The sequence below is a fragment of the Prolixibacter bellariivorans ATCC BAA-1284 genome, assembly GCF_000621705.1.
GTDB lineage: Bacteria > Bacteroidota > Bacteroidia > Bacteroidales > Prolixibacteraceae > Prolixibacter > Prolixibacter bellariivorans.
In genome coordinates, this window is sequence record NZ_KK211332.1 from 90174 (window position 1) to 103007 (window position 12834).

A 12834-nucleotide genomic window follows, 5' to 3' on the forward strand; every position below is an offset into this window, starting at 1 on the left:
AGCTTCTCTTTATCAACCAAATGAATAATAAATCGAGACCAATGAAACGACTTATTCTTATCATGGCTGTCCTGCTAACAACAGGCACGACGGCTATATCACAAAATAAAACTACTGCATCAAAATCGTGGGTGGGAACCTGGGCCACGGCGCCTCAACTTGTGGAACCACGCAACATGCCCCCGGCCCCCGGATTAACAAACAGTACCTTGCGTCAGGTGGTTTGTGTTTCCATTGGTGGAAAGCAACTGCAGTTCCGGTTTTCCAATAGATTCAGCAAAAGTCCTGTTACCATGAAAACAGTCCACATCGCTGTTTCGAAAGGCGGAAGTGAAATTGAGCCGTCTACCTCTAAAGAATTAACCTTCAACGGACAACCGGATGTCACAATGGAGCCGGGAAAAGCGGTTATTTCTGACCCGATTTCATTTAATCTGAAGCCAAGAATGCTGGTTGCCATTACAATTTCATTTGGAGAAACATCACCCGACGTAACCGGACATCCGGGGTCACGCACGACTTCGTATTTGCTCGCAGGCGACCAGTCCTCCCCTGATGCTGATTTCTCGCAAGCCGTCAAAACTGACCACTGGTATGTAATTAATGGCATTGATCTGATGGCCCAAAAACGGGCAGCAGCCATCGCGATTCTCGGGAACTCCATCACCGACGGACGCGGTTCAGGCACGAATAAACAGGACCGCTGGCCCGACGAACTGGCTCTGCGCCTGTTGAAGAACAAGCGGACCCGGGACATTGGCGTACTGAACATGGGAATTGGAGGCAACTGCGTACTTCACGGCGGTCTCGGCCCCACGGCTCTCAGCCGGTTTAACCGCGACATTCTCAAACAGCACGGGGTGCGCTGGCTAATCATCTTCGAAGGGGTTAACGATATAGGAGGAACGCCCGACAAAGAAGCTGCTGACAAAGTAGCGCAAGGCCTCATCGCCGCTTATGATAAAATGATTGATGAGGCACATGCAAAGGGAATCAAAGTGTACGGAGGAACCATTACTCCCATCAAGAAGTCGTTCTATTACAAAGATTACCGCGAAACGGCCCGACAAACCGTGAATAAATGGATTCGTACCAGCGGCCATTTCGATGCTGTGATTGATTTTGACAAAGCCATGCGAAACCCGAAAGATACGTTAACTCTTCGGCCGGAAGCACAGTCAGGCGACTACCTGCACCCTAATGAGCTGGGGTATCGCATCATGGCCGGTGCCATCGACCTTTCGCTGTTTAAATAGAACGGCACTTTTTTATCGTTACATGACACCGTAAAAAATCTACAGACCCAATAGCTAAGCATAAAAAATAAACCGATGAAAGGAACAAACTACGCAATCAAACCGAATATTCCGTATCGAATAGCCTCATTGCTGGTGGCCATTTTATTTTTAGGCATCAATCATTCATTTGCCGGAAATACCGGTGATGGTCATCCCGATGCTGCAATTTTACCTGTAAAATCAAGGAATTTGCTGAAAGAAGCCGGCTATCAACAATCGGCGATCGATAAAAAGATAGCTCAAACCTATAACCAACTCTTCCACGGCCCCAACCGTATCTATTTTGAGGTGGGCGATTCGATGGCTTATATTTCCGACCTGAAGAATCAAGATGTTCGCACCGAAGGCATGTCATACGGAATGATGATTGCCGTTCAGTTGAACAAAAAAGACGTTTTCGACCGGATTTGGCGTTTCTCGAAGCACTATCTTCAGCATCAATCCGGACCACGGAAAGAGTATTTCGCCTGGAGTTTCAATCCCAAAACCATGAAACGGAATTCCGAAGGTTCGGCATCGGACGGTGAACTGTACTATGTCACCACGTTGTTGTTTGCATCGAACCGGTGGGGAAACGATACCGGCATTAACTATTATGCCGAAGCCAGAAAGATACTGGATGCCATGTGGCAGAAAGATGGCACCGGAAATATTTACCATCTCATCAATGTGAAGCACAAGCTGATTTCGTTTGTGCCTGAAGGTGTCGGCTATCGCTGGACCGATCCGTCATACAACGTGCCAGCCTTTTTCGAAGTCTGGGCACAATATGCCCAAGACGGGCACGCACAGTTCTACCGCGATTGTGCCGACTCTGCCCGCGTATTTCTTCACCGCGCATGTAATCCGAAGACAGGTTTAAATACCGATTATACCAATTTTGACGGCACACCGCATTCCACTCCCTGGATGCCCGCAGCGTTCCGCTACGATTCATGGCGGGTTCCGATGAACATTGCGATGGATTACGTGTGGTTTGGGAAGGACAAAAAATGGCAGGAAGCTTACGCCGAAAAGTTTCAAAACTTCCTGCGCTCACGCGGAATCAACTCATTCAAGGATCAGTTCAACCCGGATGGTTCGAAACCAGAATACATTCTTCCGGCAGGAGGTTTCCAAAAGCTGAGACATTCGCTGGGATTGGTTGCTACCGCGGCTACAGCTTCCCTAATCACGGTAAACGAAGACAGGAACAGCCTCGATTTTGTGCGTGCCCTCTGGAATGCCAAACTCGAACCGTACAGCGACGGCTACTTCGATCCGTATTACGACGGACTGATGTATATGTTCAGCCTAATGCATTTGAGCGGTGAATACCGAATCATTACGCCCCAAACAGCGAATCAATAGACACTCTTATACATTAACGAAAATCAGAATCCAAGATATGAAAGTCACATTCACACTTCTTATTTTCCTGTTTGCCGCCCTTACGCTCAATGCCGAGAACGGGCACGACCTATGGCTGCGCGCCAAACATACGGCTACGGTCAACATTGTTTGCTCCGGGAAATCCCCTACCCTTACCATTGCCAAACAGGAATTGCGCCAGGGCTGGCAGGGCAAAGCCAATGCAACATTTGTACTGAAAAAGAAGCACAACAAATTAATCAAAGGCGATGGTTACCGGCTCAGCTCCGGCCGCATCGAGGCGAACACCGACTTAGGTATATTATATGGCGTCTATGACCTGCTGCGCCGTCAGCAAACGGGAGAAGCCATCACCGAACAGGTAGAGAATCCGTCGTACGAACGGCGTATTCTCGATCACTGGGACAATCTGGATGGCACCATCGAACGTGGTTATGCCGGTCGCTCCATATTCTGGCACGGCAAAGATTCGCTTGCAGTAACAGAAAAGGACAAAAAGTTGTGGCAGGAATACGCCCGTGCCGATGCTTCGATTGGCATTAACGGCGCTGTTCTCGATAATGTCAATGCTTCGCCGCTGGTTTTGACAACCGAATACCTGAAGAGAGTGCAGGCGATTGCCGAAGTCCTGCGTCCTTATGGTATTAAGACTTACCTTTCGGTGAATTTCGCTTCCCCTTCGGTGATAGGCGGACTAAAAACGTCGGACCCGCTCGACCCGCAGGTGAAAGAATGGTGGAAAAACAAAGCCAAAGAGATTTACAAGCTGATTCCCGATTTTGGAGGCTTCCTGGTAAAGGCCAACAGTGAAGGACAACCCGGTCCGCAAAATTTCGGCCGCACGCATGCCGACGGTGCCAATACCATTGCCGATGCCGTGAAACCCTATGGAGGTATTGTGATGTGGCGGGCCTTTGTATACAGCGCCAACGACGAAGACCGGGCCAAACAGGCCTACAACGAATTCATGCCACTGGACGGGAAATTCCATGACAATGTAATCATCCAGGTGAAGAACGGTCCCATCGACTTTCAGCCGCGCGAACCGTTCAGCCCGCTTTTCGGAGCCATGAAAAAGACTCCGGTTATGCCGGAACTGCAAGTAACACAGGAATACCTGGGGCAAGCTATCCATCTGGTGTTTTTAGCCCCTATGTGGGAAGAGTTCCTGAAGAGCGACACGTACCAGGAAGGCAAAGGAAGCACCGTTGCCCGTTGTACCGATGGCAGCATCTCCCAACAAAAGCACACAGCGATTGCCGGTGTAGCCAATATCGGGCTGGACACCAACTGGTGCGGACACCCGTTTGCCCAGGCCAACTGGTACGCCTTTGGCCGTCTGGCCTGGAACAACCAATTATCCAGTGACCAGATTGCTGATGAATGGTTGAAGCTCACATTTAAGCCGACACCTGCAGAAGACAAGACAAAATCGACTGTTCTTCCCATTGTCTGGAACATCAATTTTCTGAAACCAGTGAAACGAATGATGCTGGAAAGTCGCGAAGCAGCTGTGAATTACATGATGCCATTAGGCTTGCACCACCTGTTTTCGGCCAACGAACATTATGGTCCCGGCCCGTGGTGGGCACCCAAAGGAGTTCGCAAAGACTGGACTCCTCCGTACTTTCACAAGGCCGACACATTGGGAATCGGGTTCGACCGGACGGAAAAGGGTAGCAATGCCGTTAGCCAGTACCACGAACCGCTTCGTTCGCTATTTAATAATGTGAATACTTGTCCGGAAATCTATCTGCTGTGGTTCCATCACCTCCCGTGGGATTACCAAACCAAAGGCGGATTGACCCTGTGGGACGACCTGTGCTATCATTACCAGGGAGGTTTGGACCAGGTGCGCAGTTTTCAGAAAACGTGGGACAAAGCAAAGCCATACGTCGATAAAGAACGGTTTAGCATGGTGCAGAAAAAACTCCGGAAACAGTGCGTCAATGCCCAGGTGTGGAAAGATGCCTGCCTGCTGTACTTCCAGCAGTTCAGTCGCATGCCCATTCCGTACAATATCGAACGGCCCGTGCATAATCTGAAAGATTTAATCGAAAACGATATGAAAAGAATAAGATAAATTTCACGTGAAAACGGCTCTGAAATTGAATCCTATCCGAGGATATAATTATATTGAGCACATTGAGAATTATTATCGAAAGAATCCAAACCAAGTAAAGTATCATGAGAATAAAGTATCCGTTTTGGTGTTTGCTTATCGGCCTCTTTTTTATGGCTGGTCACACGCAGGCTCAGGACAAGCTGTATCACAACGAATTTCCGCTAAAAGACGTCAAACTGCTGGACGGGCCGTTTAAACATGCCCGCGACCTGAATATACAAACGTTGCTGAAGTACAACGTCGATCGCCTGCTGGCGCCTTACCGCAAAGAAGCCGGACTGAAACCCAAAGCTCCCAGCTATACCAACTGGGCGGGCCTCGACGGACACATCGGCGGCCATTACTTATCGGCCATGGCTATCAACACTGCAGCAACCGGTAACGCGGCCTGCAAGCAACGACTGGAATACATGATTTCCGAACTGAAGAAATGCCAGGATGCCAACACCGTCAACCATCCGGGATGGGGCAAAGGATATGTAGGCGGCGTTCCCAACAGCAAAGAAACTTGGAGTACCCTGAAGAACGGAGATTTTAAGGCCTATCATAAAGCGTGGGTTCCGTGGTACAACGTGCACAAAATGTACGCAGGTCTGAGAGATGCCTGGTTGTATGCCGGCAACAAAGAGGCCAAAAGCATGTTCCTCAAATTTTGCGATTGGGGAATCAATATCACCTCTGGCCTGACAGATGCCCAGATGCAATCGATGCTGGACACCGAACACGGAGGGATGAATGAAATGTTTGCCGATGCTTACCAAATGACCGGCGACAAGAAATACCTGATAGCTGCCAAACGGTTTTCGCACCATATGCTGCTGGACCCGATGTCGAAAGACAGTGACAACCTCGATAACAAACATGCCAATACACAAATTCCCAAAGCCATCGGTTTTCAACGAATCGGTGAATTGTCGCATGACAAGAAATACGTGGAAGCCGGCCGGTTCTTTTGGCAAACCATAACACAAAACCGGACACTGGCATTCGGAGGAAACAGCCGGAGAGAATTCTTTCCAAGCGCTTCGTCGTGCACCGATTATGTGAATGACGTGGAAGGACCGGAAACCTGCAATTCCTACAACATGCTGAAGTTGACGGAAGACCTGTTCCGGGTACACCCGAAGGAGAAATATGTCGACTACTACGAACGGACGGTATTCAACCATATTCTGTCCACTCAAAACCCGGAGACCGGAGGATACGTGTATTTCACTCCCGTGCGGCCGCGCAGTTACCGGGTCTACTCCGCCCCAAACGAAGCCATGTGGTGTTGTGTAGGCAGCGGCATGGAAAACCACAGTAAATACAACGAGTTTATCTATACCCACCAGGGCGATTCATTGTATCTGAATCTCTTCGTCGCGTCGGAACTGAATTGGGAAAAGACGGGAGTGAAGATCAGGCAGGAGACAAAATTCCCGTACGAACCGCAAACGAAATTGATTGTCGAGAAGGGCTCTTCTCATTTCAGCTTAATGGTCCGCTACCCGTCGTGGGTGAAAGACGGTGCTTTGAAAATAACCGTCAACGGGAAGAACTTTCCCTACAAGGCCCATCCGGCATCGTATATTGCGGTTGACCGGTTGTGGAAAGCCGGCGACACCGTTACGATTCAGTTGCCCATGCACAATACCTATGAGCAGCTGCCCAATGTGCCAAATTACATTGCCTTACTGCACGGGCCCATCGTATTGGGTGCCAAAACAGGTACGCAGGACTTGAAAGGACTGATTGCCGACGACAGCCGGTGGGGACATATTCCCAGCGGGAAAAAATTCCCGTTGAACACCGCGCCTATCATTATCTCGGACAACAAGTCAGAAATTCCGAAAGATCTGGTACCCGTGAAAAACAAGCCGTTGTTCTTTACAGCACCCAAATGGGAATTGATTAACCCGATAAAAGTGGTACTGGAACCTTTCTTCCTGATACACGATGCCAGGTATATGATGTATTGGATGACCCTGACCCATAAGCAATATCATTCGTATCTCGACTCGCTGTCGACGCTGGAAAAAAAGCGAATGGCACTCGACAAGCGTACCGTGGATTTTGTGGCGCCAGGCGAACAGCAGCCCGAGGTGGATCACGCCATGCAAAATTCCAATTCCTATACAGGAAACAACATGGACGAATTTTGGCGAAGTGCCCGTGACGGAGGCTATTTCAGTTACCAAATGGCCACCGATTCGGCTACCAACCTTAGTTTGATTGTCCGTTACTGGGGCGAAGAACAGGGAAACCGGAAGTTCGACATTTACATCGACAACCAGAAACTGGTATCGGAGGATAACACCGGGAAGTGGAATCAAAAGAAATTCCAGGAAGTAGAATACCCGATTCCCAATTCGATGCTTGAAGGGAAAACACACGTCCGGGTGAAGTTTCAGTCGTTTCCGCACAGTACAGCCGGAGGTGTTTACTACATCCGCCTGGCGAGGAAGAAAGCCGGACCGGAAAAGCAGTAATGCGTTCCCATAGCTGTATCCCTCTCCCATTTGGCAACCGGCGTTCACAACCTGGCCGTCGAACAACTGTCGGGTACGCCTGTTGAATTGGATTGGGGGCAGTTTGCCCGGCAAAAGCGGAACAAAATCGACTAAATACCAAGAGAAATGAAGAAACGAATACTGGGAAAAACAGAATTTGAAATTTCGGAAGTGGGATTAGGAACCTGGCAGGTGGGCGGCAAATGGGGCAGCCTGTTCAGTCACCCGAATGCCGATGCCATACTGAATTCGGCGGTCGATAACGGCGTGAACTTTATCGATACCGCGGATGTGTATAACGACGGTGATAGTGAAAAAGCGGTGGGCCGCCTGGTGCGCTCCCGCAGCGAGCGGATTTATGTGGCGACCAAGTGCGGCCGTCAGTTTTCGCCCCACGTGGATGCCTCGTACACGACCGAGGGACTTCGCCGGTTTGTGGAAGACAGCCTGAGGCGGATGGAGCTGGAAACGATCGACCTGATTCAGCTGCACTGCCCGCCTACCGAGACGTACTACCGTCCCGAGATTTTCGAGCTATTCGATACCCTGAAGAAAGAGGGGAAAATCAGGAACCTGGGCGTGAGCGTGGAACGGATTGATGAAGCAATGAAAGCCCTGGAATACGAGAATGTGACCACGATACAGATTATTTTCAACATGCTGCGGCAGCGTCCTGCTGAAGATTTCTTCGCGGAAGCGGCAAAAAAGAACATCGGGATACTGGCACGTGTGCCGCTGGCCAGCGGACTCCTGACCGGGAAGTTCACACCTGATACCACCTTTGGGAAAGACGACCACCGTACCTTTAACCGGAACGGCGAAGCGTTTGATAAGGGCGAAACCTTTTCGGGAGTGGATTATATGAAAGGTCTGGAAGCCGTGGAAGAAATCAAGCAACTCTTCCCCGAGCAGACGAACCTCGCAGCCATGGCCCTTCGATGGATTTTGATGTTTAAGGAAGTGAGCTGTGTCATTCCCGGTGCCTCGAGGCCGGAGCAGGTGCTTTCCAACGTACAGGCATCGGAATTGCCCGAGCTATCGGCAGAGCAGATGGACGGCATCCGGCAGATTTACGAGCAACACATCTGGCCCGATATTGCCAACGAGAAGTGGTGATGTGGCAGACAATTTTGAATGTTGAATGCTGAATGTTGAATGAGCCGAATGACGCGAATTGGTGAAGGAGAAAGTGAGAGGGGGAGAACCGGAGAGAATGGGAAAATTGGGAGGCCGTAGGCAAAGGCTCAGCGAAAGCGAAGATAAAACAGTAAATAGAACGAGATAACGATGAACAGAAAGGATGTCGCCCGAAATGGACGGCATCCTTTTTTGTGCTACTAGCTTTTGACTACTTTACCAAGTGCTTCGAGCAGCTGGGGCTGGTCTTCGAGGGCGATGCGGGCGACGGCATAGAACTCCGACATCCAATCGTCTATTTTAGCAAATGCGGCATCTTTCTTTTTGGTAGCTTCCTGCGACTCTCCAACTTCGCGGCGGTAGCTAGCCCTTGTGGTTTTTAGTTCTCCGATTTGTGCCTGGGTGGCATTTAGCTCCTCCAGACTAATTTTCAAGCTTGCCAATTTTTCCTGGATAGCCGTATCGGCAATAGCTTCCGTGTAGAATTTTTGCACTGCTTCGAGCCATTTGGCGTAGCTTCGGGGTATTGAGCCATCGATGTTCAGTTTAGCGAGCATCAACGGGTCTTTACGATAAATCACTTTTGCTTTTTTGCGGTGCTTCCGATAAATCTCGTCGATGGCATCGTAGTTGGCTGTAAAGCTGTTGTAGGCTTCGGATGTTTCATCGTCCTCGGTTTTGTTGAAATTGTAGGCTTGTTGGTTTTCTGCCAACAGCGTTTTACCTTCGGCGATTTTGGTGGCATCGTAGCCCAGTTCGGACATGGCTGATGCAATTTCGGGTTGTTGTTCGGCGTTTTCTAACGCTACGCGGTTGCGTTCCAGCAGTTCCGCTTCTGATAATTTAGGTCTGGACATAGACTAAGTTGTTTGAAGTTAAACATGTTGGCCGGGTGTCCGGCCGTTATCTAGTACTTTTCGATACGTATGACGTATTAGAGACGCAAAGCGTTGTGCACTACCATCGAACGGTTCGGGGCTTGCTACACTTTTGGGATGCGTTGCTACAGAACTACCCTATTTTGCTACAGAACGCCCCTGGTTTGCTACCGGGCGACGGTGTTCTGCTACCGGGCGATGGTGCTTTGCTACCGGGCGACGGTGCTTTGCTACCGGGCGACGGTGTTCTGCTACCAGGCACCCCTGGTTTGCTATCCGCAGATCTTGATTTGCTACCGGGATCCGTTTTCTATTTTGGATACCAGGAGCCTGTTTAAAGAACGCTTCGTGTTCGTTCCGGGCAAACAAAAGAAAGCCTCCGGCCTCCGTGCTCCACTGTTCCAACCTTCCGCTAAAGTTTCCGTTTTCTGTCCTGATAACGAATGAGTTTTTAACTTAAGTAAAAAATATGTTTTGTGCCAAAAATTTTGACGAACGGCCCGATTTCTTCCATGAACGGTCGGATCTGATATGCGAACGAAAATTATGATAACCTAAAATGGGAATCCGTAAAGGAACTGAGAACCAAATTCAGAAAGTTTTTTATTAACTTGATGAGCCATAACAGCCAACAAATGAAAACTGACCCAAGTATATCGAGATTTAAATCTTGTACAACAACAAAGATTTATACACACGTAAGTAACCGTGCATTGCAAAACATTAAAAACCCATTTGATGATCTCAAAATATAAGATACCAAAGGTACACATAACACTCCCGTATGGGAAATATCTGTTACTTTTAGTACACATATAAACTAGTTAGGGCAAATTATAAAATATAAAAACCAATGGCACTAAAACCTGATTTGATAAGCTTTTTTCTAAGGAATATTCAAGGAGCAAATATGCAAACTTTCGGAAGTGAAGTTGCGCATTTGTTTGAACATTTAGACAATGAAATAAAAGATAATCCCATTTATAATTTCTATCAACAAGAAAGAGAAAAATGGAAAAATTGGCCAGGTGAGAACACAAGTCATTGGAGTCTACCAACAAAATTTGAAGATGCTAAATCATTGGTTTATGACTTATATAGAACCGTCGGAGAGCAGGGGGAAAATGGATATAATTTACCGATGAATTTAACTTATATTTCTCATGGTGATATCAATGACTCAATAAGCAATTTTAATAGCCAATTTATTGAATACTTCCAAGAAGTTTTACAAGAAATTGTAAACGCAAATCCAGAGATTGAAAAAGATACAATAAAAAAAGTAACTGGTGATACTGTTTTTATTGTACATGGTCATGACAATGAGTTAAAGACTGAACTACAATTATTACTTACGAGGGCTGGAGTAAACAACATTGTCTTACATGAGCAGGCCGACAAGGGGCGTACAATTATCGATAAATTGGTTGAAGAGTCATCGGAGTCCAATTACGCTATTGCTTTGTTGTCACCAGACGACAAATTGGAAGATGGTTCTACCAGAACAAGACAAAATGTGATTTTAGAAATTGGATATTTCATTGGTCAATTGGGGAAAGAAAGGGTTCGATTATTAAAAAAGGGTGACACTGAAATACCCTCTGACTTACAAGGGATATTATATGAAAATTATGACTCAGCAGGTGCATGGAAGATGAAAATTTGTAAGGAATTAATTGCTGTAGGCATTTTTGTTGATATAAAGAGTATTGCAAGTACGTTGTAAGAAAAATAACTTGTGCTAACAAAAGCTATATGTAATGCGGGATTCAGCGAGTATTTTAACTGCAGTTCTTCGTAACAACAACGCCAATTCGTCTTTGATGATTTGGCTATAAAAACAAAAATATGAATATACGAATTGGCTCAGTGGCAACCTGATTGTGAAACGTTTCAAAGTCCCGCACTCCACATAGCCAAACCGTTGGGCATAATAGTGACTTGCTGCGCCGAATTCAATAAGATATCTGTGAACTAAAAACAAAATTTACGTTTATGAAAAAAGCTTTACTAATCTTTATCCTCTTTTTGAATATTTCATCTGGAGTTGGACAAGTGATTAAACGAGACTCAATTAATTTAACTACAAGAATTATTGAACTTGAATCAAAAATCGTTAATCTTGAATCTCAAGTCCAAATTTTGAATGAACGTAAAGACTACTTTCAGAATACTTTATCTGAACAGACTAACAAATTTTCATTAATTATTGGAGCAATAATTTCTATAATAGGATTATTAACTTTCACTGGTTACAAATATGAGATTAAGCGGGTTAAAAAAGCTTTTGAATCATTGATTAATAATAGAGAGAAAGAACAAAAGGATTTTAAGCAGAAAGTATATAAGCTTCTAACAAAAACCTATAAATCGTCAGCAAATAGTAACACGATGATTTCTGAAGAATTTGCAAATTCAGGGATTTTTATTGGAAGTTTCATCCATAAACTAATTACTGCAAAAAACCTAAATGACTTATATGAAGTCATACATCTGTTAGAATCTGAAAAAAAAGTAAAAGAAAAGGATTTAATTGATTGCAAAGAATCACTCATAGTAAACCTTATGGATGCTCAAGAATTGTTCAACAAACAGATTAATCTTGATATTAGAAATACCCTAGTAATTAAAGAAAGAGAGAGAGAAATTTTTTACTACTTGGATGAGATATCAAAATCTGAAATTGATGATGCAAGAAACGAAATATCAAAAATAAGAGCAGATATACTAAGGTTTAAATAAACTACTATGCCCAACAATGTATAAAAATAATAGCCGGTTCAGTAGTAAATTCAAGAGTTGTAGCCCGCTTCAACTTTTGTGTAACTTGACAGGGTTGAAGCCCGCAAACGGCTACTATTCTTATACAAACCGTTGTGTGCCATGTTAAATGACTCTTGTTTCATTGACAATTTGTAAAAATCATTAAAATATGAGAATACTTTCAGGCAAAATTGAAGATAGAATGCTACATATCGGTTATTATCAAATAGTCGGTGGACTATTAGGACTGATTCTAACATTAAGAACATTTATTTATGAAAGCACCTTAAGTGGACTTTCATTACTCTTTTATGTTGTAGCAATATTGCTATTTGTCTTTTCAATATACTCCGGCAACTTATTGAGGAAAAAAAATATAAAAGGACTTTACCTTTCAACCTGGAATCAGGTTCTTCAATTAATTCAGATTTCGATATCGGCATTTGGATTCGAATATTATTCCGGTGTATTCTTTAACATAGGTTTTGAGTGGACAGAGAAATTTATTCCAGATTTTAATTTTGGACTTTCCGGATGGATTCTAAGGTATACGGAAAACGATTTAAATCACAATTCAGTTTACATCAACTTAATACCTATTTTAATTTTATATTACATCAACAAAACTCGACATGAAATTGAGGAAAGAAAACAATTAATTGAATCTGCTGAAAAAATAAATCAGGAATGAATTTAATGAGAATAAAAATAAAACACGGGCACACAACAACGTACATATTGCAGGGCGGGGTTTGGTGGTACGCCAACTG

At 45.5% G+C, this 12834-nt stretch carries 10 protein-coding genes; 9 read left to right on the forward strand and 1 reads right to left on the reverse strand.

The features are described 5' to 3' along the window. Positions 1 to 41: 41 nt before the first annotated feature. From T426_RS0119545 to T426_RS0119565, 5 genes are all read left to right on the forward strand, one after another. Positions 42 to 1256, forward strand: a complete 1215-nt coding sequence (locus T426_RS0119545) for an SGNH/GDSL hydrolase family protein (RefSeq protein WP_234406762.1) — start codon at positions 42 to 44, stop codon at positions 1254 to 1256. Between the two features lie 75 nt (positions 1257 to 1331). Further along, a complete protein-coding gene (locus T426_RS24425; RefSeq protein ID WP_025865016.1) occupies positions 1332 to 2648 on the forward strand; it encodes a family 8 glycosyl hydrolase in 1317 nt (438 codons plus the stop codon). Positions 2649 to 2685: 37 nt separating this feature from the next. Further along, positions 2686 to 4752, forward strand: a complete 2067-nt coding sequence (locus tag T426_RS0119555; RefSeq protein ID WP_025865015.1) for an alpha-glucuronidase — start codon at positions 2686 to 2688, stop codon at positions 4750 to 4752. A gap of 104 nt (positions 4753 to 4856) precedes the next feature. Beyond that, entirely contained in the window at positions 4857 to 7265 is a 2409-nt protein-coding gene (locus tag T426_RS0119560) for a glycoside hydrolase family 127 protein (protein ID WP_082229567.1), read from the forward strand. A 147-nt stretch (positions 7266 to 7412) separates the two neighbouring features. Further along, positions 7413 to 8402 carry an aldo/keto reductase gene (locus tag T426_RS0119565; protein WP_025865014.1) on the forward strand — a complete coding sequence of 330 codons (990 nt, stop codon included), beginning with the start codon at positions 7413 to 7415 and terminating at the stop codon, positions 8400 to 8402. Positions 8403 to 8623: 221 nt separating this feature from the next. Here the strand turns inward: T426_RS0119565 and T426_RS0119570 are convergent, their stop codons facing one another. Continuing rightward, the gene (locus tag T426_RS0119570; RefSeq protein WP_025865013.1) at positions 8624 to 9280 is read right to left on the reverse strand and encodes a PQLLE family protein; all 657 of its coding nucleotides are present in this window, start codon (positions 9278 to 9280) and stop codon (positions 8624 to 8626) included. A gap of 95 nt (positions 9281 to 9375) precedes the next feature. Between T426_RS0119570 and T426_RS0119575 the strand changes: the two genes are divergently transcribed. The 4 genes from T426_RS0119575 to T426_RS0119590 all read left to right on the forward strand — a co-directional run bounded on the left by T426_RS0119575 (position 9376) and on the right by T426_RS0119590 (position 12755). After that, a complete protein-coding gene (locus T426_RS0119575; RefSeq protein WP_153637553.1) occupies positions 9376 to 9639 on the forward strand; it encodes a hypothetical protein in 264 nt (87 codons plus the stop codon). A gap of 515 nt (positions 9640 to 10154) precedes the next feature. After that, on the forward strand, positions 10155 to 11027 hold the full coding sequence (locus T426_RS25340) for a TIR domain-containing protein (protein WP_025865011.1): 873 nt from the start codon (positions 10155 to 10157) through the stop codon (positions 11025 to 11027). 269 nt (positions 11028 to 11296) lie between these two features. Further along, positions 11297 to 12043 (forward strand): hypothetical protein, encoded by a 747-nt coding sequence (locus T426_RS0119585; protein WP_025865010.1) that lies wholly within the window; start codon positions 11297 to 11299, stop codon positions 12041 to 12043. Positions 12044 to 12233: 190 nt separating this feature from the next. Then, positions 12234 to 12755, forward strand: coding sequence for a hypothetical protein (locus T426_RS0119590; protein WP_025865009.1), 522 nt, complete (start codon positions 12234 to 12236; stop codon positions 12753 to 12755). The last annotated feature ends 79 nt before the right edge of the window (positions 12756 to 12834 follow it).